Raw genomic sequence first — 25,247 nt, forward strand, 5'->3', positions numbered from 1 at the left:
GACGCAGATGAGCGATAAAGACGGTAAGAAGACACTCGGTCTGGGCGGTGGTAGTGGCCGCTCGGGTCAGGTCAAACAGAGTTTCAGCCATGGCCGCACCAAAAGTGTGGTCGTGGAGACCAAGCGCAAGCGCGTCGTGGTGCCGAAACCCGGCGCGGCTCAGTCCGGTGCCGGTGACATGTCCAAATCCGCAGGCCTCGCGAAACGTGGCGGCGATCCGTCGAAGCGTCCGGCCGGGATCACCGAAGCCGAGATGGAGCGTCGGCTGAAGGCTCTTGCCGCCGCCAAGGCGCGCGAGGCCGAGGAAACGGCTGCCCGTGAGGCCGAGGAAAAGGCCCGCGAGGCAGAGCGCGAACGCCGCCGGGCCGAGGCCGAAGCCAAGGCACGCGAAGAACGCGAGCGCGAGGAAGCCCTGAAGGCGAAAGCCGAAGAAGAGGCCCGCAAAGCCCGCGAAGCCGAGGAAATGGCCAAGCGCAAGGACGAGCCGAAGAAGGAAGAGCGCGCCAAGCCCGCCGCCACTCCGCCCGCCCCCCCCGCTCCGCAGGATCAGGCCGCCATAGAAGCTGCCGCAGCACGTGCCGAGACCAAGGGTGTGACCGCAGCCGGTCCGCGCAAATCCGATCGCGACCGTCCTGATCGCGTCGCAGAGCGTGACAGCCGTGGCAAGAGCGTCCGCGATGACAACCGCCGCTCGGGCAAGCTGTCGCTGAAGCAGGCGCTTGACGGCGAAGGTGGCCGCCAGCGCAGCCTTGCCGCCATGAAGCGCAAGCAGGAACGTGCCCGCCAGAAGGCGATGGGCCAGCAGCAGCGCGCGGAAAAGCAGTCGCGTGAAGTGCAGTTGCCGGAAGCCATCGTCGTGCAGGAATTGGCCAATCGGATGGCCGAACGCGCCGCCGATGTGGTCAAGTCGCTGATGAAGATGGGCATGATGGTGTCGATGAATCAATCCATCGATGCCGACACCGCCGAACTGGTGATCGAGGAATTCGGCCACAAGGCCGTGCGCGTCAGCGATGCCGATGTCGAGCAGGTCATCGATACGATTCAGGACAAGCCCGAAGATCTCCATCCGCGCCCGCCGATCATCACCATCATGGGCCATGTCGATCACGGCAAGACCTCGCTTCTGGACGCGATCCGCCACGCCAATGTCGTTTCGGGCGAAGCCGGCGGCATTACCCAGCATATCGGCGCCTATCAGGTGAAGGCCGAATCGGGCGCGGTGCTGACCTTCCTCGATACGCCGGGCCACGCCGCCTTCACCTCGATGCGGGCGCGTGGCGCACATGTCACCGATATCGTGGTGCTGGTGGTGGCCGCCGATGACGCGGTGATGCCGCAGACCATCGAGGCGATCAATCACGCCAAGGCGGCGAAAGTGCCGATGATCGTGGCGATCAACAAGGTCGACAAGCCGGAAGCAGATCCCGACAAGGTGCGCACCTCGCTGCTGCATCAGGAGGTGATCGTCGAGAAACTGTCCGGCGATGTGCAGGATGTCGAAGTATCGGCCAAGACCGGTCAGGGGCTGGACGAGTTGCTGGAGGCCATCGCGCTGCAGGCAGAGATCCTGGAACTCAAGGCCAACCCGGATCGGGCGGCACAGGGGGCGGTGATCGAGGCGCAACTCGATGTGGGCCGCGGCCCGGTGGCCACGGTTCTGGTACAGAATGGCACATTGAGGCGCGGCGATATCTTTGTCGTCGGCGAACAATGGGGCAAGGTCCGCGCCTTGATCAACGACAAGGGCGACCGTATCGAAGAGGCTGGTCCCTCCGTTCCGGTCGAGGTGCTCGGCCTTAACGGCACACCCGAGGCCGGCGACGTGTTGAACGTCGTGGAAACCGAAGCTCAAGCCCGCGAGATTGCCGATTACCGGACCCAGCAGGCCAAGGACAAACGCGCCGCCGCCGGGGCTGCGACCACGCTGGAGCAACTCATGGCGAAAGCCAAGGCCGACGAGAGTGTTGCCGAATTGCCGGTGGTGGTGAAGGCCGATGTGCAGGGATCGGCCGAGGCGATCGTTCAGGCGCTGGAAAAACTGGGCAATGACGAGGTGCGCGTGCGCGTCATCCATTATGGCGTCGGTGCGATCACCGAATCGGACATTACGCTGGCCGAAGCCTCGAAAACTCCGGTCATCGGTTTCAATGTGCGTGCCAACGCGCCGGCCCGGAACTCGGCCAACCAGAAGGGTGTCGAAATTCGTTACTATTCGGTCATTTATGACCTGGTGGACGATATCAAGGCAGCCGCTTCGGGCCTGCTGTCGGCCGAGGTTCGCGAGAACTTTATCGGCTATGCCGAGATCAGGGAAGTCTTCAAGGTTACCGGTGTCGGCAAGGTCGCGGGCTGTCTGGTTACCGAAGGTATTGCCCGCCGTTCGGCAGGTGTGCGCCTGCTGCGTGACAACGTGGTGATCCACGAGGGCACGCTGAAGACATTGAAGCGCTTCAAGGACGAGGTCAAGGAAGTGCAGTCAGGCCAGGAATGCGGTATGGCCTTCGAGAATTACGACGATATCCGGCAGGGCGATGTCATCGAAATCTTCGAGCGCGAGGAAGTCGAGCGCAGCCTGTAAGCACCTGTCTCCAGTTCGCCACTGATGTCAGGCGGAAATTCAAAAGGGGCGCTTTGAAGCGCCCCTTTTATATATTCTTGGCACAAAAATAGCGAGTTACTTGGATACTGGCTTGCCTTCATAGGTTTGCTTGCCGACGCGAACGACGACATTTCCATTCGGCACCATCCGTTCAAAGAGACCTTGAACCGAAATGTAGCTGCCGATCTGAATCGTGCGAATCATGACACTACTCCTCCTGCCATAGGCTGATAATCGCCAACGGCAGGAAAAATTGGAAGCAGATTTACGCTATTGTCACAATTTCAAGTTGTGGCCCGGCCCGCGGGATGCATCAAAGCCACATCTGTAGCATCGGCAGCAGGGGAATATCGGCGGGCGGCATTGGATAGTCGCGCAATTCCCGCCCGTGAACCCATTTCAGCTTCTGCCCCTCCTGAGGATGCACCACACCGCTCCATTTGCGGCAGGCGTAAAGCGGCATCAGCAGATGGAAATCGTCATAGCTGTGGCTGGCGAAGCTCAGCGGGGCGAGGCAGGAACTCCATGTGTCGATACCAAGTTCTTCCTGCAGTTCGCGGATGAGCGCGGCTTCCGGGGTTTCTCCCGGTTCGACCTTGCCGCCCGGAAATTCCCACAACCCGGCCATCGATTTACCCTCGGGGCGCTGTGCGAGCAGCACGCGCCCGTCGGGATCTATCAAGGCAACAGCGGCGACAAGAACCGTCTTCACGAGCGGTAATCGGCGTTGATGTCGATATAGCCATGGGTCAGGTCGCAGGTCCACATGGTCTGCGCCCCCTCCCCCAAACCAAGATCGACGGAGATCAGCAATTCCTGATTCTTCATATAGGCGCTGGCCCTGCCCTCATCATAACCCTCGGCCCGCCAGCCGTTCTCCGCCAGAATCATGTCGCCGAAACATATGGTCAGCCTGTCGCGATCGGCGCTGGCGCCCGATTTGCCCACCGCCATGACTATACGGCCCCAATTCGCGTCCTCACCGGCGATAGCAGTCTTGACCAGCGGCGAATCGGCGATGGCCCTGGCGACTTTCCTGGCATCGGCATCCGAGGCCGCGCCCGTCACCCGGATCTCGACGAATTTCGTCGCGCCCTCGCCATCGCGGACCACCAGATGCGCAAGCTCGCGCATGACCCTGTGCAGAGCCTCCGCAAAAGCCTGCCCCACAGGACTTTCAAGCGACGTGATCCCGGCCGCCGCGCTGCGGCCCGTGGCCGCCAGGATCAGCGCGTCCGAAGTGGAGGTGTCGCTATCCACGGTAATGGCGTTGAAACTCGATCCAAGGCCGCCATCCAGTGCCTGTTGCAGCAGCCCTGCCGGAATCCTGGCATCGGTAAAGATATAGACCAGCATCGTCGCCATATCGGGCGCGATCATGCCCGATCCCTTGGCAATGCCCGCGATACGGATTTCTCCGCCCTCCCCGGCGACAGTCGCCGAGGCCCCCTTGGGAAAAGTGTCCGTGGTCATGATGGCGCGGGCAGCATCCGCCGCGCCTGCCCGGTCCAGCCTCCGGGCCAGATCACCGATGACCTTCACGATCCGCTCATGCGGCAGCGGCTCGCCGATCACGCCGGTCGAGGAAGAGAACACATGTGCAGCAGGGATGCCAAGTTCCGACGCCACGGCCCCGGTCACCGCATTCACCGATTCCTGTCCGCGCGCGCCCGTGAAGGCATTGGCATTGCCGGAATTCACGATGATCGCGGCCCCTTGATCGGCAGAACCGCCCATGGCCAGTTTGGCCTGATTATCCAGCACGCAGGCAGCGCGGGTCGACGACTTCGTGAAGGCACCGGCGATCTGTGCCCCTTCGGCTATGCGGATCAGGGTCACATCGGTGCGGCCCTGGTATTTCACTCCCGCCGCCGCACTGGCGAATTCAACGCCATCGATCACCGGCAGATCCGGAAATGCCGCCGGCGCCAATGGCGATACGGGATGCCCCGCCTTGGCCATGATTACTCGGCCTCCAGCAAATCGGTATTGTTGATCAGCGCGGGATCGATGCCTTCGGCCTTCTCGACCTTGGCCTCGCTTGACACGCGCTCGATCTCGGCCTCGATCTTGTCGCGGCGGATCTTCTGCACGAGTTGCTCGCGGATCTCTTCCAGCTTCGGAGCCTCTTTCACCCGGGTATCGTTCAGCTTGATGATATGCCAACCGAAATCGGTCTGCACAGGATCGGAAACCTGCCCCGGCTCCATCGCCTTCACGGCCTCGGCAAAGGGCGGAACCATCTGGTCGGCGGCGAACCAGCCCAGATCACCCTTGTTCGGCCCGCTCGGTCCGGTCGAGTTTTCCTCGGCCAGCGTGCCGAAATCGGCGCCGCCATCCAGTTCCTTCTTCAACTCTTTCGCCTTGTCCTCTGTTTTCACGAGGATATGCGCCGCCGAATATTCGGTCGTCGCCTCGGCATTGGCGAAAAGCTCGTCATAGGCGGCCTTGATCTCTTCATCCGTGGGATCGCCCCCGGAAAGTTCGGTCACCGCCGCTGCGGCCAGCGTATTGCGGCGCTGCAGTTCCAGTTGCGCACGGACACCGGCGTTTTCCTTGCCGTTCGCCGCCACGGCGGTCTGGCGGACCAATTGGTCGAGCATCAGGTCCCACAGGGCCTGATCGGGCAGTTCCGCCATCTGCGGATCCTGCATCGACTGCTTCATCACGATCATCTGCCCCAAAGTGATCTCCTGGCCGTTGACGGTTGCGACAACCGTGTCGGCATTGCTTTCCTCGGCCTGCAGGGTGGCAGGCAGCATCATCGGCGCCGCGATCACGAAGGCCGCGAGAATGGAGGATTTCAGCATGGAGATTCCTTTATGGGTCAGGGCCGAATCCCCCTGCGGGGAAGAGCCAGCGTTGACAGTCAGGCAAGCCGGGCATACATCCCACGCAACCGTGGAAGGCGCCGCCGCCGCGTTTCGTTCAGGCCCCTGATACGGCAATGCGGCAGGTACGGGCAAGTGGCCCATTCGTAACAGCCTTTCCCAACAACGTGACTGTGAAGGTAACATGCTCGGCATCGGAACTCTGGCGAAGAAGGTCTTTGGTACGCCGAATGACCGCAAGGTGAAATCGACCCGCTCGCTGGTCGCCCGGATCAACGCGTTGGAAGACGAGTTCAAGGCATTGTCCGATGAAGGGCTGGTCGAGAAGACCCGCGAGTTCCAGCAAAGGGTACAGGGGGGTGAGCCGCTCGACGCGATCCTGCCCGAGGCTTTCGCCAATTGCCGCGAGGGCGCGAGGCGCGCGCTTGGCCTGCGGGCCTTCGATGTGCAGCTGATGGGCGGGATTTTCCTGCATCAGGGTAATATCGCCGAGATGAAGACCGGCGAGGGCAAGACGCTGGTCGCCACCTTCCCCGCCTATCTGAACGCTTTGACCGGCAAGGGCGTGCATATCGTCACCGTCAACGACTACCTCGCCAAGCGCGACGCCGAATGGATGGGCAAGGTCTATCTGCAGCTCGGCATGACCACTGGCGTCGTCTATCCCTTCCAGCAAGAGGCGGAAAAGCGCGAGGCATACGCCGCCGACGTCACCTATGCCACCAATAACGAACTGGGCTTCGACTACCTGCGCGACAACATGAAGGGCAGCGTCGAAGAGATGGTCCAGCGCGGCCATAACTTCGCCATCGTGGACGAGGTCGATTCGATCCTGATCGACGAGGCGCGGACGCCGCTGATCATCTCGGGGCCTTCGCAGGACCGGTCAGAGCTTTACAAGGTGCTGGACAAATATGTCCCGCTTCTGACTGAAGAGCATTACAAGCTGGACGAAAAGGCCCGCAACGCCACCTTTACCGAAGAGGGCAACGAGTTCCTGGAGCAGCAGCTCGCCGAGGATGGCGTGCTGCCCGAGGGACAGACGCTCTACGATCCCGAATCGACCACCATCGTTCATCATGCGAGCCAGGCATTGCGGGCGCATAAGCTGTTCCTCAAGGACCAGCATTACATGGTCCGCGACGGCGAGGTCGTGTTGATCGACGAATTCACCGGCCGGATGATGAAGGGTCGCCGCCTGTCGGACGGGCTGCATCAGGCCATCGAGGCCAAGGAGGGCGTGAATATCCAGCCCGAGAACGTGACGCTGGCAAGCGTGACCTTCCAGAACTATTTCCGGCTTTACGACAAGCTGGCGGGGATGACCGGCACCGCCTCGACCGAGGCCGACGAATTCGCCGAGATCTACAAGCTGGGCGTGGTCGAGGTTCCGACCAACCGTCCGATCCAGCGCCTGGACGAACATGACCGCGTCTATCGCACCGCGAACGAGAAATACGCCGCCGTGATCGAGGCCATCAAGGAGGCTCATGCCAAGGGCCAGCCTACCCTTGTCGGCACCACCAGCATCGAGAAATCCGAGATGCTCTCGGCACTGCTGAAACAGGAAGGCATTCCTCACAATGTGTTGAACGCCCGTCAGCACGAGGCCGAGGCGCAGATCGTCGCTGATGCGGGCAAACCGGGCGCCGTCACCATCGCCACTAACATGGCCGGCCGCGGCACCGACATCCAGCTTGGCGGCAATGTCGAGATGAAGGTGATGGAGGCGCTGAAGGCTGATCCGGAGGCCAATCCCGACGAGTTGCGCGAGCGTATCGAGGCTGAACACGCCGCCGACAAGCAGAAGGTGCTGGATGCCGGCGGGCTGTTCGTGCTGGGCACCGAACGCCATGAAAGCCGCCGTATCGACAACCAGCTTCGCGGCCGTTCGGGCCGTCAGGGCGATCCGGGCCGCTCGCTGTTCTTCCTGTCGCTGGAAGACGACCTGATGCGGATCTTCGGCTCGGAACGGCTGGATAAGGTGCTGTCGGGCCTCGGCATGAAAGAGGGCGAGGCGATCGTTCACCCTTGGGTCAACAAGTCGCTGGAACGCGCGCAGGCGAAGGTCGAGGGACGCAACTTCGACATCCGCAAGCAATTGCTGAAATTCGACGACGTGATGAACGACCAGCGCAAGGCCATCTTCAGCCAGCGGCGCGAGATCATGGACAGCGAGGAGGTCGGCGAGATCGCCGCCGATATGCGCCATCAGGTGATCGAGGACCTGGTCGACGAATACATGCCTGCCAAGACCTATGCCGATCAATGGGACATGGACGGGCTGAAGACCGCCATCCGCGAAGGGCTGAACATGAACCTGCCGGTCGAGGAATGGGCCGAGGAGGAAGGCGTCGATCAGGAGGTGATGCGCGAACGCATCGTCGAAACCACCGACACCTACATGTCCGACAAGGCGCAGGCCTTCGGCGAAGAGAACATGCGGATGATCGAGAAGCAGGTGCTCTTGCAGATGATCGACCAGAAATGGCGCGACCATCTGCTGACGCTCGAACATCTGCGCTCGGTCGTGGGCTTCCGCGGCTATGCGCAGCGCGACCCCCTGTCGGAATACAAGACCGAGGGCTTCCAACTGTTCGAGAGCCTGCTTGACGGGCTGCGTGGCGACGTGACGAAACGCCTTGCGCAAATCCGTCCGCTGACCGAGGCCGAGCGCGAGGAAATGCTGCGACAGATGGCCGAACAGCAAAAAGCGCGCCAGGAACATCTGACAATGGAACATGGCTCCGAGTCGCAATCCTCGGATGATGAGAACAAGCCCGAACCGCTGATCCAGGGCTTCAACGAAAACGATCCCTCGACCTGGGGCAGCCCGTCGCGCAACGATCCCTGCCCTTGCGGCTCGGGCAAGAAGTTCAAGCACTGCCACGGATCGATCTGACCTGCACCGGGGCGCCCCGGCAGGAGTTCGCCACCCGCTATACAGGAAGTATCAATCATTTGCCGCCAAAACTCATATGGCATGGGTTTTGACGGCGTTTGGTGCCGCTTGGGATTGCGGTAAGCCCGTGCTGCTGTATTGATACACCGGAAATGTGTAGTCAGGTTGTGAGTGCGACATGCGGATGAACGGGCGATCCGGCCCCCATGACGGCAGAGGCGAACTTCGCCGCAACGGCTCGGCGGGATTGCCCCTTGTCGTCGCGGTGGCACTGTTCTCGGCTGCCGTCAACCTGCTGATGCTCACCGGCCCGCTCTTCATGCTGCAGGTCTATGACCGGGTGCTTGCGTCACGCTCGGTCGAGACATTGACGGCACTGTTCGTCCTCGTCGTCTTCCTGTTCCTGTTGATGGGCATCATCGACCTGGCCCGCAACCGGGTGTCGCAGCGGATCGCCGCCCGGTTCCAGAACCGCATGGAGCCCCGAGTCTTTGATGCGGCATTACGCGAAGGGGCGATGGCGGGTAACGATCCTGCTGCAACTGCCAGCGGCATGCGCGATCTGGATGCGGTGCAACGTTTCATGGGCTCGCCCGTGATGCTGTCGATCTTCGATCTGCCCTGGGCGCCGGTTTTCCTCGCGGCGGTCTATATCTTCCATCCTCTGCTGGGGGTCGTCGCCACGGCCGGCGGGGTGATCCTGGTGATGTCGACCATCGCCAACCGGATTTTCTCCAAGGCGCCGTTGCGGGATTCGCTGATCGCATCCAACCAGGCGCAGCGGATGTCCGATCTCTACCACAACGAGGGTGAGGTGATCGGCGCGCTCGGCATGCGCGGCGCGACCTTTGCCCGCTGGCGGAAATTGCGTGCCGAGGCGCAGGAGCAATCGGTGCGCGGTGCCGATCTATCTGCCGGTTTCACCGTGTTTTCGCGCAGTTTCCGGCTGTTCCTGCAAAGCGCGATGCTGGCGGCGGGCGCGTGGCTGGTCCTGCGCGAGGAACTGACGCCCGGCGCGATGATCGCCGCTTCGATCATGATGGGCCGCGCCCTCGCCCCGGTGGAGCAACTGGTCGGTGGCTGGGCACTGGTGCAGGCCGCGCAGGACGGGCGCGAACGCCTCGCCCGGCTGCTGAGCAAACATCCCCCCGAGGCGCCGCAGACCCCGCTGCCCCGGCCAACCGCGCGGATCGAGGCGCGGCAGGTCAGTGTCGTGGCTCCCGGACAGGACAGGCCGGCACTGCGCGGTGTCAGCTTTGCGCTCGAGCCCGGGCAGGCACTTGGCGTGATCGGGCCCTCCGGGGCGGGAAAATCGACCCTTGCGCGTGCCCTGATCGGGGCATGGCCGATCGCGGCGGGATCGATCCGCTTGGGAGGGGCGCCGCTGGATCAATACCGGCCGGATGTGCTGGGCAACCTGATCGGTTACCTGCCCCAGCAGGTGACATTGTTCGACGGCACCATCGCCGAGAATATCGCCCGCCTTGCACCCGACCCTGATCCCGGGCGCGTGGTCCGGGCGGCGCAGGCGGCGGCAGCGCATCAGATGATCCTCGATCTGCCGGAGGGTTACGATACAAGGATCAGCCAGACCGGCGGGCGGCTGTCGGGCGGTCAGGTCCAGCGCATCGGTCTTGCCCGGGCGCTGTATCCCGATCCGGTCCTGCTGGTTCTGGACGAACCGAATTCCAACCTCGACAACCAGGGTTCCGAGGCGCTGAACCAGGCGATCCGGCGCGTCAAGGCACAGGGCGGGGCCGTGATCATCATGGCCCATCGCCCGGCGGCCATCACCGAATGCGAGCTTTTGATGGTGCTGGAGCAGGGAACCCGCCGCGCCCTTGGCCCACGCGACGCGGTGCTGAAGGAAATGGTGCAGAATTCGGCGCAGATTCTCAGCGCCCGGAAGGCCGGTGACCGGGGGGGCGTGACATGAGCGATGACGGCAAGCCTTCCGGTCGAATCGCCGGAAGCCCGGTTTCTGCGGACAGGAGCGGCTCTGCGGACCCGACCGGCCCGGGCGAAAAAAACCTGCCCTGGCCGACCACCCCGCAGATTGCGAACCCGTCACCCCGGGCCAGAAGGGCAGAGCCCCCCCAGCCATCGGTCGAGTCATCCCCCTCCTCGCCTCTGCCACCGCCCGCACCGCCTGCCGCACCCGGACCGGAACGCTGGTCCATGCGTGGACCGCTACTGCTTGGCACTGCCGCCATCATCCTGCTGATTGGCGGCTTCGGCATCTGGGCCACCCAAAGCCGTATCGCAGGTGCCGTGGTCGCCTCGGGTCAGGTAGAGGTGCAACAGCAGCGCCAGGTCGTTCAGCATCCCGATGGTGGCGTGGTCGAGGAAATCCTGGTCGACGAGGGCGAAACAGTATCGGCCGGCCAGGCTCTGCTGCGGCTGGACGGCACCCTGCTGAAGACCGAGCTTGCCATCGTCGAGGGCCAGTATTTCGAAATCCTCGCCCGCCGTGGCCGGCTGGAGGCCGAGCGTGCCAATGCCGACACCCCCAGCTTTCCGGCAGAGCTGCTTGATGCGGCCACCAACGACCCCGAGCTGGCCGCCCTGATCGAGGGCCAGAAAAGCCTGTTCATGGCCCGCCGCGACACGCTGACCCAATCGCTGCAGCAATTGGCGAAACAATCCGAGCAGGTGCAGGAACAGATCACCGGGATCGATGCCCAGCTTGCCGCCATGTCCGAGCAGCGCGAGTTGATCGGGCAGGAACTCGAAGACCAGCAATCACTTCTGGATCGCGGCCTGGCCCAGGCATCCCGCGTACTGGCCCTGCGGCGCGAAGCGGCCCGCATCGACGGGCAGATCGGCGAATTGCAGGCCGGCCGCGCATCGGCCGAAACCCAGCAGAGCGAACTGGATGTGCAACGCCTGCGGATGGCCGCCGAACGCCGCGAAGAGGCAGAGACCCAGCTGCGCGATCAGGGCTATCGCGAACTGGAACTGGTGGAGCGCCGCCGCAGCCTGATCGAGCAGATCAGCCGGCTGGAATTGCGCGCGCCCGCGGGCGGCATCGTTTATGACCTGAAGGTCACAACGCCCCGCTCGGTCATCCGCGCAGCCGATCCGCTGATGTATATCGTGCCGCAGGACCGGCCGCTGGTGATCGGTGCGCGCGTCGCCACCATCAATGTCGACGAGGTGCAGCCGGGCCAGCCCGTAGTCCTGCGCTTTGCCGCCTTCTCGTCACGGACCACGCCCGAGATTGACGGCAAGCTGCTACGCGTCTCGGCCGATGCGCTGATCGACGAGGCAACCCGTGCGCCCTATTACCGCGCCGAGGTCACCATCCCGCCCGAAGAACTGGAGAAGCTGGGCGATCTGGCCCTGATCCCGGGCATGCCGGTCGAGGTCTATATCCAGACCGGCGAGCGTAGCCCGATGGCCTATCTGCTGAAGCCGCTGACGGATTACTTCAACCGCGCCTTCCGCGAAAGCTAGAACCCCAAGGCGGGTGGCGTCGCAGGAACGGCTTGTCTTTCCGCCCTGGCTGCCTCACCTTCCGACCGTTACTCGTGGAGAAGATTACCAATGCTCAGAGCCCTGTCCCGGCCAGCCACCCGCCTGATGGAACGCTGGTTGCCCGACCCGTTCATCTTCGTCATTGTCCTGACATTGCTGGCTGCCGTGGCGGCCATCGTCACGCAGGGAACATCCCCGGTCGCGCTGGTCGAGATGTGGGGCAATGGCTTCTGGGCATTGCTGCAATTCGCCATGCAGATGCTGCTGGTCCTGGTGACCGGCTTTATCCTGGCCAGTTCGCCCCCGGTCAAGCGATTGCTTGCGGCAATTGCCGGGCTGGCGACATCGCGCGGCTCGGCGATCATTCTGGTTTCGCTCGTGTCTCTCGCGGCAAGCTGGCTGAACTGGGGCTTCGGCCTTGTCGTCGGCGCGATCTTCGCCAAGGAGCTGGCACGCCAGATCCGGGTGGACTACAGGCTGCTCGTGGCCGCGGCCTATTCCGGTTTCGTCATCTGGCATGGCGGGGTGTCGGGCTCGATTCCGCTGACCATCGCCACAGAAGGGCATTTCACCGCCGAGCAGATCGGGGTAATCCCGACATCCGAGACGATCTTCTCGGCCTGGAACCTGGTGATCGTTCTGGCGCTGGTCATTGCCGTGCCGCTCGTCAACCGGCTGATGATGCCGCTGGAACATGAACAGGTGCTGGTCGATCCGGCCAAACTGGATGGCACCGCCTCATCCCGCCGCCTGCCTGTCGATGCGACCCCGGCCGAACGGCTGGAGAACAGCATGATCCTGATGTGGCTGATCGGGGTGCCCGGCCTGGTCTGGCTGGCCTTCTATTTCGCCGGCGGCGGAGGCATCAATCTCAACGTGGTGAATTTCCTGTTCCTGTTCCTGGGTATCCTCTGCCACGGCACGGCCCGCAGCCTGCTGGGCGCGCTGGAAGAGGGCGTGCGCGGCGGCGCCGGGATCGTGATCCAGTTTCCCTTCTATGCCGGCATCATGGCGATCATGACCGATAGCGGACTGGCTGCCAGCCTGTCGGAATGGTTCGTGTCGATCTCGACGGCACAAACACTGCCGTTCTGGAGCTTCATCAGCGCCGGGATCGTCAATATCTTCGTGCCATCCGGAGGCGGGCAATGGGCGGTGCAGGCACCGGTCATGCTGCCCGCCGCAGAAGCGTTGGGGGCGGATATCCGGCGCGTGGCAATGGGGGTCGCATGGGGCGACGCGTGGACCAACCTGCTGCAACCTTTCTGGGCCCTGCCGATGCTGGGCATCGCCGGCCTGAAAGCGCGCGACATCATGGGGTTCTGCGTCGTGCAGCTGCTGATCACAGGGATCATCATCGGGGTGCTGCTCTACCTGCTGTGACCGTGCGGGAACTACCTAACCTACCGGAAAATGCGTCCCGCGATGGCTAAGGGGCCTTGCCCCCGTCACCGGCAGGTTTTCGAACCAGTGGCACCTCAACCGGCAACCCCCACAGGATATTTGCTAGAAGAAGAGAGGGCGGTGGGCGACGACCGACCGGTTGCCGATCGGCCGCCCCGGTCCTAGCGATCCTCGAACAGGTCAAGCTGGGCCCGTCGCGGCCCTCGTCCTGTTCAAAGCCCGACAGGGTGATGCCCAGCAGGCGGGCGCCGCGCGGGTCGGGCAGCACGGTCGCGGCCAGTTCCCGGGCGAGCACCAGCATCTCGGGCGAGCGCCAGCATCTCGGCCGCCGCCACCACGCCGCGCAGTGCTGCTCCGCCCACGGCGACGGGCTTGCCCCGCAGTTCCGGGTGATCGCGCTGCTCAACCGACGCATAAAAAGCATCCATGTCATATGCATACTATTTTCAATAGTTGGCAGAATGACCTTCCCCCAGAATTGCACATAATAAGCTCTTCGATGGTATTTACGCACCACTTCGGCATATATGCCTTCGCGATTCAATAAACCCGGGGGAACAAGGCATAGAATATCTGCGCAAAAATATACGGCACAGCGTTATCACTGGGCATCAGGCAGGAACTCGGCACGCGTTCGGTAATCCTTCTGCACGGCGGGATGGCACCGTGAGCGCACTACGACCACCGGTTGAATACCTACGACTTACATCCAGCTCGCAGATAATAATCACGACAAAAAGAATGAAGACAACGAAGAAAGAATTTCATCTTTCTGCTTAATGCTTTATTTTGAAATTGGCAATTGCGCCTTCCTGCGAGGAACTCAGTTCTATCACACGATCTGCAACTGCAAGGCTTGACGGGCGATGCGCAACAATCACACGCGTAATCGGGAGACGCCGCAACACCTCGTTTACTATTGCTTCATTTCCTTGGTCGAGATGACTTGTAGCTTCGTCAAGCAACAGGATGCCCGGGTTCCGATAAAGTGCGCGGGCCAGGATTATTCTCTGGCGCTGCCCCCCGGATAGCGCATTGCCCATATCCCCCGAAAGTGTTTCGTAGCCCATTGGCATTCGAATTATCTCATCGTGAATGGCAGCCATTCTTGCGCATGTCTGAACACGTGCCAAATCCATTCCCGGCTCGAAACCACTGATATTTTCGGCGATTGAACCGGCAAACAACCGATCTTCCTGAAGAACGCATCCAACCCGATCCCGATACCCCGCCAACCCCATCGCAGAGATGGAAACGCCGTCAATCAAAACCTGCCCGTCGGTCGGGCGGATCAAACCTCCCATAATCTTTAACAACGTCGACTTGCCTACTCCGGACGGGCCGGCAATACCGACGCACTCTCCGGCCCGGATTTCGAAGTTGAGATCCTTGAAGATATCGGGATCATTATCGGCATAGCGAAAGCGTAGCCCACGCACTGTCATAGTGCTCGGACCTGTTTTCGCTGCAACGGTTGCTTCTGACGGGTGCAATTCGCCATCATCCTCCACTTCGGCGAGCGCGATATCGGCGATACGTTCCCCGTGCAATGACAGCATGCGCATTTCCATTAGCGTATCGACGAAACTGTTGCCGCGTCCGGTGAACTGATCTTTATAAGCCAGGAAAGCGATTAACATCCCTACGGTCATATCCTCGGCAAAAATGGCCTGAACACCGAAATAAATCATTAAGATCCGGTCAATACCAAACAATATCTCGGCAGCGGATGAGAATATGATATTGAATCTTTCCGTCCGCAGCTGTGCTCCCACGCGATCAACGAGATAATTGATCCAGACAGCCCGCCGGCGTTGTTCAAGATTGAGAGCCTTGATACTTGCGATCCCCCGCACGCTCTCCATGAAATGTGAATTTTCCTTTGCCTGATAAACGATCGCCTCTTCGGAAAGCAATCGAAAATGCCAATAGGTAACCAAGCGCAGCAAGATATATATAAGCGTAACCGAGATAGCGATGAAAACCAGCCAGCCGCCGTAAAGATACATCATGACCAACAGCGCGATTGACATGACACCGTCGAGAAGAACGGCAATTGCCTTTGTCGTTATGGTTCTTTGAATGGAATCAAGTGATCCGAAGCGAGAGACCACATCGCCGACATGACGCTTTTCGAAAAAGTCCAGCGGCAATCGTGTCAGTTGATCAAACAGGCTTACTTTCCACTGCAATATGAGACTCGCGCCGAAGATCATGGTGCTCCATGATCGAATGAATTTCGCCACGACCTTCATTGCCAACAAAAGCCCGAGACCAATAGCAATCAATGTCAGGAGATCCAGATCGGCCGCGACTACGACCTCGTCGAGAATAATCTGGAAACCGATCGGCATCGCGATCGTGACCGCCTCAAGCAGAACCGAGACGGCCAGCACCTGAATCGCTGCGCGACGAATACCAGAGGTCTGCCGCAACATGCCGATGAGGCCGATGCCTGTACTTTCATGTTTTTTTTCGAATTCACTCGTCGGCCACGCCTCAAGAGCGACACCGGTGAAATGCTGCGACACTTCGGCAAGCGATAGCACGCGCCGACCCACTGCCGGATCGTGAATCGTGACCTTGTTTCCCTTAACCGCCGTTAACACAACGAAATGCGAATGGTCCCAGTGGAGGATGCAGGGCAGGCGCAACTGCCTGAGACCGCCCAGATCCAGGCGCAGGGCGCGGGTTGCAAGCTTCAACTCACCACCAAGCTTGATAAGATCGCGCAACGTCACGCCCTTGAGGGAAACCACGAATCGGCGGCGCATCGCGGTAAGATCAATACGATGCCCGTGATGTCCCGCAATCATGCCAAGACATGCCAGTCCGCATTCGGCGGCTTCTGTCTGGACCAGAAGCGGAGTTCCCGTTCGTAACGCGCCGGTAATCCGCTCAAACAGCTTCGAGTGCATATTTTCCGTGGTCACAAGTTTGAACTTTCCGCCGAAGACAAATATCCGCGAAGGCCATACAACGGCTCCAGGATCCATTGATAAAGCGGGCGTGTTTCCACCAGAATATCCGCTTCCAATTGCATTCCCACCTGCAGCGGCTCTTGTCGTCCGTAAGCGAGGATATAATTTTGATCCGGCTTGACGGTCACACGATAAACAGAATTCATCTGACTGTTGCCGATGCCGCCAGACAGAAATTGCGTCACTTCCTCGGGACGCAAGGTTGTTCGTGAAATCATAGAAACCGTTCCGGGGAATTGACCGAATTTCTGATGCGGGAATGCTGTATAACGCAACAAGACCCTTTGCTCCGGCTGCACGAAACCGATCGCATCGCTTGGCGTCAGGAGCTGTATTTCAAGAGATTCCTTTCCATCCGGCAGAATGGTAAGCAATGGCATTCCCGTGGACACGGTCTGGCCTGCCTGCGTGACAATTCCCGTGACCTTTCCATCTCGTGGTGCGGTTACCGATATTTCCCGTTCCGCCTCACTTTGAGCGATCTGACGCTTGAGATCGATAAGTTGCTGCTGTCGCATACTGTAATCGGCAGCAGCCTCCAGATCGAAGATCTCGAGTTCATCTCTAACCTCCGACAGCCTTGCGGCAATCTGCACACGATCACGGGTAAGAGCGGCAAGCTGTGTCTGCAGATTCATATATGCCTGAAGGAGTGCGCGGTGCTCACGAGAGGTCGATATTCCCTTCGAAATATAGACCTCTTGTTGATCAACCAGGGTTCCGAAAGTCTCGGCGTTTTTTTCAGCGACTTTGATTTGTGCCGCAACTTGCTTCGCTTCGCGGGCCAGATGCTGTTCCTGTGTCTGCAGCGCTTGCTTCCTGCCCCTGTCTATATTTTTTTGGCGCTCGAGATCTCTTTCCAGTTCCTGGCGTTGCTGCCGCAGCAGATCGACGACAACGCTTTGAGTACGGCCGAGTGACGTGGTTCTTTCGTGATTGATCGTATAAAGAACCTCTCCCTGCGAGACGAGATCGCCTTCACTGACTCGCTGATCCCGAATCCATCCGGTCACAGGGGAAGAAACATGGGTCAATCCCTGGGTGGGAAGTACGATGCCCTGGACTCGTACCCGGCGGGTATACTGCCCGAAAATCAGCAGCACACAGAGAAGAAGCATGATGAGCAATGACAGACTCGCCATGACACGCAGCGGAACGTTCGATGGAAGTGCCGGTCGCCCTAACCAGGCAGAGGAGCGTGCCTCCTGAACCTCTTGCCGGAAAAGGCTGTCGAGAGGTTGATTCACGATTATCCCAATATTGTGGAAATTGGCTTGCTATCGATGAACACAAGAAAACCAGAGCGGAAAACCGCTCTGGCCATTTTCTCTCCAACTCTGCCTTATGCTACGCTCGGCAGGCCAGGGACATCGGGAAGTCCAGGAACATCGGGGATGCCAGGAAGACCGCCAAGCGAATCCAGAATAAGTCCCGGAGTCAAGGCAACTCCCGTCCAAGCACCTGCAACAAGCATTGCAGCTCCTTGGCCAAGCATCGCACCACCAGCGATAAACGTGTCGAAAGCCTCATCAAAAGTTACACCGCCAGAAACAGCGTCAATCTCAAACTCGTCCAGAGGGCGAAGGGCAGTTTCTGCATCCGCCTGAGGAGCGTATGTAAAATCAAGCATTTCTTTCTCTCCTGGTGTAATCACGCATTAATCACGTGACGTAACGAAGTCTTGAGGTCATAGTACCGTTTGTCAACTCAGATATTAGGGTCAGATCTCATAACCAGATCATGTTCGGCAGGCTCAGGGACTGGCGGCGCGTGGCGACCCGTTACCACAGATGCCCCAAGGTCTTCCTCTCCGCCGTCGCTCTCGCTGCAACCGTCATGTTCTGGGTATGTGTCCTGACTCTAACATTCTAAGCACCGATATTCGATCATCGCTTGATCCTCCGCCCCGCCTCCTGCAGGCAGCGGAAGGCGTTGTAGCGGTGGTCATGCGTCTGGCGCGATGCGGCTGAATCGGGAAGGCATTCCCGCGACATATGTGACATCGATTCCATCGCCTGACGCATCTCCCGGAAATGACCTGCCGCCAATGCTCCAAGAATGGCGGAACCCAGCAGGACCGGTTGTTCGGCGGACACGGCCACCACGGGAATATTCACCGCATCCGCCAGAAGCTGCCGCACGAGGTCAAGCTCTCCCGCCCCGCCCGAGATCACGATCCGGCGCACCGTTGCACCGGCCTGTTCCTGCGTCTCGATGATCTGGCGCAATCCATATCCGATACCGCTGATCCCAGCGATATAAAGGGCTACGAGGTTATCGACATCACGTTCCATGCCCAGCCCGGCGATCATCGCCCGGGCATGCGGATCGGCGAAGGGCGCGCGGTTGCCGAGAAACTCGGGCACGACATGTATTCCGTCCGCCAGGTCGATGGCCGACGAAAGCGACGGGGCGGCGGCGCTTGCCTGCCCGGCCAGCCAGACGGGAAGCGGTTGCCCGGCCTTGCCAGCCGCTTCCCGCGCCTCGGCTGAGGCGGGATGAAAGGACAGGAGTTGGTCGATAGCCGCGCCGGTGGCGGATTGCCCGCCCTCGTTCAGCCACAATCCCGGCACCATCGCCTGATAATAGGGGCCCCAGACACCCGGAACGAAGACCGGCTCGTCCGTCGAGGTCATGGTGCAAGAGGAGGTGCCGAAAACATAGGCGAGATTGTCTTGCGGCCTGCCCTCGACCCCGACCGTGCCGATCCCGCCCGCATGGGCGTCGATCAAACCCGCCGCGACCGGTGTCCCCGGACGAAGGCCCATTTCCGCCGCTGCCTCGGCCGTCAGCCCCTGCCCAAGCGGGGTGCCGGGGGCGACGACCTGCCTGCCGATCCGGGCGAAATCCTCATCCGCCAGTTCTGTCAGGCCGATCTGGCGGAAATAATCCGGGTCCCACCGGCTCTCATGGGCCAGATAGGTCCATTTGCAGGTCACGGTGCAGGTCGATCGCGCCAGATCGCCGCTTGCCCGCCATGTCAGGAAATCCGCCAGATCCATGAATTGCCAGGCGCTGCGATAGCTTTGCGGCATGTTCTCCTTGAGCCACAGGATCTTGGGCGTTTCCATCTCGGGCGAGATCACGCCCCCGACATAGCGCAGCACCGGATGGCCGGTCGCGTTGATCCGCTCGGCCTGCCGAACGGCGCGGTGATCCATCCAGACGATGATATTGCGTGCGTCATCGCCCGAGGCACTGACCGAGACCGGAGCACCACCCTCGCCCAGCACGACCAGCGAACAGGTGGCGTCAAAGCCGATCCCCGCCACGCGGGCCGGATCGATCCCGGCCTTGTCCACCGCCTCGCGCACGGATGCGCAGACGGCGGACCAGATATCCTCGCTGGATTGCTCGGCGATCTCGGCACCTTCGCGCCACAGGATGATGTCGCGCTTGGCTGACGCAAGCATCCGGCCTGCCGCGTCGAAAATACCCGCACGCGCACTGCCCGAGCCGACATCGACGCCAAGAAACAAGGCGTCCGACGCGCCTTCGGATTGGTCTTCTGTCATGGGAAATCCTCGTGAATGACCGGCCGTTACAGATCGACGCTATTCGGCAGGATGACGAGATCGCGGATGACGACATTGCGCGGGCGGCTCAGCATGAACAGCACCGCCTCGGCCACTTCCCTGGGTTGCATCAGCGAGCCATTGGCCAGCGCCTCTTCCATCTTGGCCTTGGGCCAATCGTCCAGCAGCGCGGTCACGACCGGACCGGGCAGCACCGCGCCCATGCGGATGCCATGCTGCGACACCTGCCGCCGCGTCGTATGCAGAAAGGCCTGCACCGCGAATTTCGAGGCCGTGTAGATCGGCTCCCACACGACCGGCACGACGCCCGCCACCGAGGAGGTGAAGATGACATCGCCGCTCTTGCGTTCAATCATTCCGGGCAGGACGGCGCGGACCGAGCGGAAGGCCGCATTGATGTTCAGGTTCAGCATCCGGTCCCAGTCATCGGGATTGCCCTCGGCCGCCGCCCCGCCGATATAGGTGCCGGCATTGGCATGCAGGATGTCCAGCGGCCCGGCGATCTCTTCGATCCGCGCCGCCATCGTATCCACCTGCGCACCGTCCAGCAGATCGACGACCAGCGGTTTCGCCTGCGGTCCAAGTTCATCGCACAGCTTTTCCAGCCGGTCCGCTGCACGGTCGATCAGCACGACCGTCGCCCCCTCGGCCAGCAGCGTTCTTGCGCATTCCAGCCCGATCCCCGAGGCCGCGCCGGTGATTGCCGCGACCTTGCCTGTCATCAGTTCAGCCATCTTTTTTCTCCTGTCTTCGGGTCACGCACGGCCGTGGCTTGCGCGGGATTGGCGGGCCAGCGAGTCGACGATGACCGCGATGGCCAGAACAGCGCCGGTGATCATGTAGCGCAGCGACGAGCTGAGATTGAGCAATGTCAGCCCGTTCGAGATCGCCTGGATGACCAGCACCCCCAGCAGCGCCGACCAGGCCGAGCCGCGCCCGCCGAACAGCGAAGTTCCCCCGATCACCGCCGCGGCGATGGCGTTCAAGTTCACGTCCCCGGTGCCCGCCTGCTGGCTGGACGAGGCCAGCCGGGCCGCCGACAGCACCCCGCCAAGCGCGGCCAGTGTCGAACACAGCATGAAGGCTGACAGGCGGATGCGGTTGACATTGATGCCCGCGCGGCGGGCGGCCTCGCTATTGCCGCCGACGGCGAACATCGAACGCCCCCATTTCGTGCGGGTCAGTGCATAGTTCATGATCACGACCAACAGCACGAACAGCCCGAACATGTAAGGCACGCCACGGCCCGTGTTCAGATATGACACGGCAATCAGAAGCGCGACGGTCAGCAGGCCCGTCTTGGCCAGCAGCACGCTCAGCCCCGGATTGGACAGGTTGGCCTCGGCTCGGCGGCGCATGGCGCGCAGCCCCGTGACGACGATGACCACCCCCGGCAGAACCGCCAGCAGATAGCTGAGCCAGGCCGGCATGATCAGGATCTGGCCAAAGCGCACCAGGGCCGAATTGTAGTTGAGATTGATCGACCCGGTAGAGCCAAGCAGGTAAAGCTGCATCCCCAGCAGCGCCAGCAACCCGGCCAGCGTTGAAACGAAGCTGGGCATCCCGAACCGGTTCAGGAAGCTGGCATAGACCAGTCCGGCCAGTGCCCCCGCGGCCAGCGCCGCAAGGATCGCCAGCGGAACCGGCAGCCCCATCTTGACCCACAGCACCCCCATCAATGCCGAGGCAAGCCCGCTCATCGAGCCGATCGACAGATCGATCTGCCCCAGTAACAGGACACAGACGACACCAAGCGAGATGCAACCGACAGCCGCGGCATCGAACAGCAGGTTCACGAGATTGTTCGGCGCCAGGAAGACCGGGTTCAGCGAGGTGAAGACGGTCGCGATCAGCACGAGGCCGACCGCAACGGGCAGCATGCCCAGATCACCCGAACGAATACGATCCATGAAGGCGCGGACCGCACCGATGATGCCTTCGTCATGGCGGACCCGGCTGTCGGACCGGTCCAGCGCGGTGGGACTTTTCTCTTCGGTCATGATGAATGATCCATTTCTTCGAGTTTGCGGGCCCGGCGGCGCGAGACCGAATTCTCAGACGCGCCGGTGATCGCGGCGACCAGTTCCTCGTTCGAAGTATTGGCATCGAAAACGCCGTTATTGCGGCCCAATCGCAGCACGACCACACGGTCGGCGACGGCGCGCACATCCTCCATGTTATGCGAGATCAGCACGACGCCATGCCCCCGGTCACGCACCCGCTCGATCAGGTTCAGCACCTCGGCGGTCTGCGCGACGCCAAGCGCGGCGGTCGGCTCGTCCAGCATGATGATCTTGGGCTCCAGCAGCAGCGAGCGCGCGATGGCGACCGTCTGCCGCTGCCCACCCGAAAGCGAGGCGATGGGTTCGCGGACCGAAGGGATGCGGGCGGCCAGTTCCTGCAACAACGTCCAGGCGCGCACCTCCATCTGCACCTCGTCCAGCGCCCAGGGCGCCAACTCGTGCCCGAGGAACAGGTTGGCGACCACGTCTAGGTTCTCGCACAGCGCAAGATCCTGGAAGACGGTCGCGATGCCCAGATCCAGCGCGGTGCCGGGGCTGTCCAGGGTCACGGGCCTGCCCATGAACTCGATACTGCCCGCAGTCGGCTGATGCACTCCGGCCAATGTCTTGACCAGCGTGGATTTTCCAGCGCCATTGTCTCCGACCAGCGCCACGACCTCGCCGGCATGAATGTCCAGGTCGATGTCGGTCAGCGCCGAAACCGCCCCGAACTGCTTGGACACGCCGCGCAGCCTGAGGATCGGTTCGCCTGTTGTGGATTGGCTTGAGCCCATGCGGTGTTCCTCCGTGATAGCGGCGCGCGCCTGGACGCGCACCGTGACATTCGGTTACTGAAGAATGCCCAGTTCCCGGCAGCCTTCGGCATAATCGCCGGTGCAGACCTCTTCCGGTGTTTGGATACCCTTGTCGAAGATCTCGGCCTTGATGTTCTCGCGCGTGACGACGGCGGGCACGAACAGCTCGGACGGCGTGTCATAGAGTGTCGTCTTAGCCTCCGGCGTCTCGCCTTTCAGGAAGGTCGTGGCCACCTCGGCGGCGGCACGCGCCACGATCTCGGACGGTTTCGAGATCGTGTTGTACTGATCGCCTGAGATGATCAGTTGCAGCGCCGCGATGGTCGCGTCATTGCCTGTGACCGGCGGAAGCGGATCGGCTCCGGCAGCTTTCAACGCCGCAATCGCCCCGCCTGCCGTGCCGTCATTCGCGGCGACGATCCCGGTGATCTCGCCGCCAAAGCGGTTGATCTGGCCAGCCGCCCATTCCTGCGCCTTGGACGGAGCCCAGTCAGGCGTGTCGTATTCGGCAAGCGTCTTGTATTCGGATCCATCCAGCGCCGCGTCGATCCCGTCGCGGATCAGCCCCGCCGCCGCATCGGTGGGCGAACCGTTGATCTGCAACACCCCGGCCCCCTCGGGCACACCCTCGGCCTTCAGGTGATCGACCAGGGACTGCGCGATGGCCTGACCGATCCCCTTGTTGTCGAAAGAGACGTAGTAATCGGCTGGCACATCCGGGATCGGACGGTCATAGGCGATGACCTTCACACCCTGGCTATGGGCGATCTGCACCAGTCCGGCGGCAGCCGAGGAATCCACCGGGTCCAGCACGATGATCTTCGCGCCCTGCGCGATGACCGAATTGATCTGCTGCTGCTGCAAGGACGCGTCCGCATTGGCGTTCTGATAGACGATCTCGCAATCCGGGCACAGCTCTTCCATGGCTGCCTTGAACCCGGGGAAATCATGCTCTTCATAGCGGGTCGATGCCTGGTCCGGCATCAGGAAGGCGACGGTGGCCGCCTCCTGGGCTGTGACTGCCGTGGCAAGAAGCCCGGCCACCACGACCGAAACGGTCGCGATCGAATGTCTGATTTTCATCTCGTGTTTCCTCCACTTGTCCCGAGCACCCGGCAGGATCGTCGGTCGGGAACCGGGCCGCGCCGGGCCTTGCCGCAACGCGATCAGAATGCGGATGGCCAATGAAGACCCCGCTCCCCTCCCGCCGCCCTCCAGGCAGCGCCACCGATTGAGCATGCATGCTCAATCGATGTAGCATCGTTGCAGATAGCACCCTTTCCTGTCAAGATGAAGTATTCGGCAGGTCTTGGGCCGCCATCTCAGATCGGGAAAACATGGCCGAGAGTGACGGAAATTCCGCAAAGCGACCAACGATCTACGACCTGGCAGAAATTGCGGGCACCAGCCCGAGCGCGGTCAGTTCAATCCTGAACGGAACCTGGAAAAAGCGCCGAATCAGCGAGAAATTGGCCGAACGTGTCTCGCGGATCGCGACCGAGCAGGGATATGCCGTCAACCTGCAAGCCAGCCTGCTGCGGCGCGAGAGGTCCCGCATCATCGGGATGATCGTTCCGAAATACGATAACCGCTATTTCGGCGCCATTGCCGAGCAATTCGAGATCATGGCCCGCGCCCGTGGATTGTTTCCGGTCATAACCTGCACCCAACGCGACCCGGATCTGGAATTCGAGGCCGCGCGCGAGTTGATTTCCTACCAGGCCGAATGCCTGATCGTCACCGGTGCCACCGATCCCGACCGGATCGGCGAATTCTGCGCGGCGGCAGGCGTGCGCGCCATCAACCTCGATCTTCCCGGCAGCAACGCGCCGTCGATCGTGTCAGATAATTTCACCGGTGCGCGCGATCTGACCGCACTGATACTGTCCCGCATAGAACGCGATTTCGGCGTGATACAGCCCCTCTGGTTCATCGGCGGACGCGGCCGGGATCACAACACGGCCGAGAGATTGCGCGGTTTCAAGGCGGCGCATCGGCAAATAGGGCTGTCCGTCCTGCCGGACCGGATCATCATGCCCGGATACTCACCCCACAAGGCCATCGCTGCGATGGGGACGAAAACGCTTGCCGATCGCTCCGGCCTGTTCGTGAATTCGACGATTACGCTGGAGGGCGTGATCCACTGGCTGAACGAACAGCGGCACGGTTCCGGTGATATCCGCTTGGGCTGTTTCGATTGGGACCCCTTCGCCGCCCTTCTTCCCCAGAATGTGGGCATGATCGAGCAGAATGTCCCGGCAATGCTGGAAGCCACCTTCGAACTTGTCGAGACGCCACCGACCGGCAATGTCAGGCTCAAGATACCGTGCATTTTGCGAGGCATCGACAATTATCCCGTTAACCCATAGTGATCATGTCAGTACTCACGAAGTTGGTAGTTCCGATGCCGCTAGCCGGGGAGTCATAGAAGGCATCGTCTGTACTCGTCTTGGAAGCATCGGCAAACGCCGCGATCCGCGTGCATTGCGCGCGCCCACACAGCATCTCCTCAATCAGGGTTTGTCGATGGAACGGGTTGCAGAGGGTTTAATAGGGCCTATAGACCGCCGGCACATCCTGCCAACGCAACCCATATCTCTTGACATAGATAATGCCGCTCGGCACCTTGCGACCAGCGCACTGGGCTCGGCCACACGCTTTCGGAAAGTAAGGCTGACTATCTTGCATCTGCTGCG

Annotated in this window: 19 protein-coding genes; 6 read left to right on the forward strand and 13 right to left on the reverse strand. The window is 61.4% G+C overall.

Annotated features, from left to right (window positions below; genetic code table 11):
- Window positions 1–7: 7 nt before the first annotated feature.
- A complete protein-coding gene (gene infB / locus C9E81_RS14360; RefSeq protein ID WP_122113045.1) occupies window positions 8–2,581 on the forward strand; it encodes a translation initiation factor IF-2 in 2,574 nt (857 codons plus the stop codon).
- A gap of 96 nt (window positions 2,582–2,677) precedes the next feature.
- Here infB and C9E81_RS23540 read toward each other — a convergent pair whose 3' ends face one another.
- From C9E81_RS23540 to C9E81_RS14375, 4 genes are all read right to left on the reverse strand, one after another.
- A complete protein-coding gene (locus tag C9E81_RS23540; RefSeq protein ID WP_279432718.1) occupies window positions 2,678–2,806 on the reverse strand; it encodes a hypothetical protein in 129 nt (42 codons plus the stop codon).
- 109 nt (window positions 2,807–2,915) lie between these two features.
- Complete coding sequence (mutT, locus tag C9E81_RS14365) at window positions 2,916–3,314, reverse strand: 8-oxo-dGTP diphosphatase MutT (RefSeq protein WP_122113046.1); 399 nt, start codon at window positions 3,312–3,314, stop codon at window positions 2,916–2,918.
- On the reverse strand, window positions 3,311–4,564 hold the full coding sequence (gene argJ, locus C9E81_RS14370; protein ID WP_122113047.1) for a bifunctional glutamate N-acetyltransferase/amino-acid acetyltransferase ArgJ: 1,254 nt from the start codon (window positions 4,562–4,564) through the stop codon (window positions 3,311–3,313). Before argJ ends, mutT begins: the two co-directional genes overlap by 4 nt.
- Before the next feature lie 2 nt (window positions 4,565–4,566).
- On the reverse strand, window positions 4,567–5,412 hold the full coding sequence (locus C9E81_RS14375) for a peptidylprolyl isomerase (RefSeq protein WP_122113048.1): 846 nt from the start codon (window positions 5,410–5,412) through the stop codon (window positions 4,567–4,569).
- A gap of 205 nt (window positions 5,413–5,617) precedes the next feature.
- On the opposite strand from C9E81_RS14375, the gene secA reads away from it, so the two are divergent.
- The 4 genes from secA (at window position 5,618) to C9E81_RS14395 (ending at window position 13,195) form a co-directional block, all read left to right on the forward strand.
- Window positions 5,618–8,335 (forward strand): preprotein translocase subunit SecA, encoded by a 2,718-nt coding sequence (gene secA / locus C9E81_RS14380; protein WP_122113049.1) that lies wholly within the window; start codon window positions 5,618–5,620, stop codon window positions 8,333–8,335.
- A gap of 184 nt (window positions 8,336–8,519) precedes the next feature.
- On the forward strand, window positions 8,520–10,271 hold the full coding sequence (locus tag C9E81_RS14385) for a type I secretion system permease/ATPase (protein ID WP_122113174.1): 1,752 nt from the start codon (window positions 8,520–8,522) through the stop codon (window positions 10,269–10,271).
- 242 nt (window positions 10,272–10,513) lie between these two features.
- A complete protein-coding gene (locus C9E81_RS14390; protein WP_122113050.1) occupies window positions 10,514–11,791 on the forward strand; it encodes an HlyD family type I secretion periplasmic adaptor subunit in 1,278 nt (425 codons plus the stop codon).
- Window positions 11,792–11,881: 90 nt separating this feature from the next.
- Window positions 11,882–13,195, forward strand: coding sequence for a short-chain fatty acid transporter (locus tag C9E81_RS14395; protein WP_122113051.1), 1,314 nt, complete (start codon window positions 11,882–11,884; stop codon window positions 13,193–13,195).
- 233 nt (window positions 13,196–13,428) lie between these two features.
- On the opposite strand, the gene C9E81_RS23545 is transcribed toward C9E81_RS14395, so the two are convergent.
- From C9E81_RS23545 to C9E81_RS14440, 9 genes are all read right to left on the reverse strand, one after another.
- Window positions 13,429–13,644 carry a Y-family DNA polymerase gene (locus C9E81_RS23545; RefSeq protein ID WP_279432719.1) on the reverse strand — a complete coding sequence of 72 codons (216 nt, stop codon included), beginning with the start codon at window positions 13,642–13,644 and terminating at the stop codon, window positions 13,429–13,431.
- 348 nt (window positions 13,645–13,992) lie between these two features.
- On the reverse strand, window positions 13,993–16,149 hold the full coding sequence (locus C9E81_RS14405; protein WP_208021178.1) for a peptidase domain-containing ABC transporter: 2,157 nt from the start codon (window positions 16,147–16,149) through the stop codon (window positions 13,993–13,995).
- Window positions 16,146–17,444 (reverse strand): HlyD family secretion protein, encoded by a 1,299-nt coding sequence (locus tag C9E81_RS14410; protein WP_147457600.1) that lies wholly within the window; start codon window positions 17,442–17,444, stop codon window positions 16,146–16,148. The genes C9E81_RS14405 and C9E81_RS14410 overlap by 4 nt, the downstream gene beginning before the upstream one ends.
- 95 nt (window positions 17,445–17,539) lie before the next feature.
- Window positions 17,540–17,827, reverse strand: a complete 288-nt coding sequence (locus tag C9E81_RS14415; RefSeq protein WP_122113054.1) for a hypothetical protein — start codon at window positions 17,825–17,827, stop codon at window positions 17,540–17,542.
- 256 nt (window positions 17,828–18,083) lie between these two features.
- Entirely contained in the window at window positions 18,084–19,712 is a 1,629-nt protein-coding gene (locus tag C9E81_RS14420) for an FGGY-family carbohydrate kinase (protein ID WP_122113055.1), read from the reverse strand.
- Between the two features lie 26 nt (window positions 19,713–19,738).
- The gene (locus tag C9E81_RS14425; RefSeq protein WP_122113056.1) at window positions 19,739–20,467 is read right to left on the reverse strand and encodes an SDR family oxidoreductase; all 729 of its coding nucleotides are present in this window, start codon (window positions 20,465–20,467) and stop codon (window positions 19,739–19,741) included.
- Window positions 20,468–20,488: 21 nt separating this feature from the next.
- The gene (locus C9E81_RS14430) at window positions 20,489–21,733 is read right to left on the reverse strand and encodes a sugar ABC transporter permease (protein WP_122113057.1); all 1,245 of its coding nucleotides are present in this window, start codon (window positions 21,731–21,733) and stop codon (window positions 20,489–20,491) included.
- Window positions 21,730–22,530 carry an ATP-binding cassette domain-containing protein gene (locus C9E81_RS14435; protein ID WP_122113058.1) on the reverse strand — a complete coding sequence of 267 codons (801 nt, stop codon included), beginning with the start codon at window positions 22,528–22,530 and terminating at the stop codon, window positions 21,730–21,732. The genes C9E81_RS14430 and C9E81_RS14435 overlap by 4 nt, the downstream gene beginning before the upstream one ends.
- A gap of 54 nt (window positions 22,531–22,584) precedes the next feature.
- The gene (locus C9E81_RS14440; protein ID WP_122113059.1) at window positions 22,585–23,634 is read right to left on the reverse strand and encodes an ABC transporter substrate-binding protein; all 1,050 of its coding nucleotides are present in this window, start codon (window positions 23,632–23,634) and stop codon (window positions 22,585–22,587) included.
- Between the two features lie 254 nt (window positions 23,635–23,888).
- On the opposite strand from C9E81_RS14440, the gene C9E81_RS14445 reads away from it, so the two are divergent.
- Complete coding sequence (locus C9E81_RS14445) at window positions 23,889–24,920, forward strand: LacI family DNA-binding transcriptional regulator (RefSeq protein ID WP_122113060.1); 1,032 nt, start codon at window positions 23,889–23,891, stop codon at window positions 24,918–24,920.
- Window positions 24,921–25,247: the final 327 nt, after the last annotated feature.

The sequence above is a fragment of the Paracoccus alkanivorans genome, from assembly GCF_003697785.1.
GTDB classification, from domain to species: Bacteria; Pseudomonadota; Alphaproteobacteria; order Rhodobacterales; family Rhodobacteraceae; genus Paracoccus; species Paracoccus alkanivorans.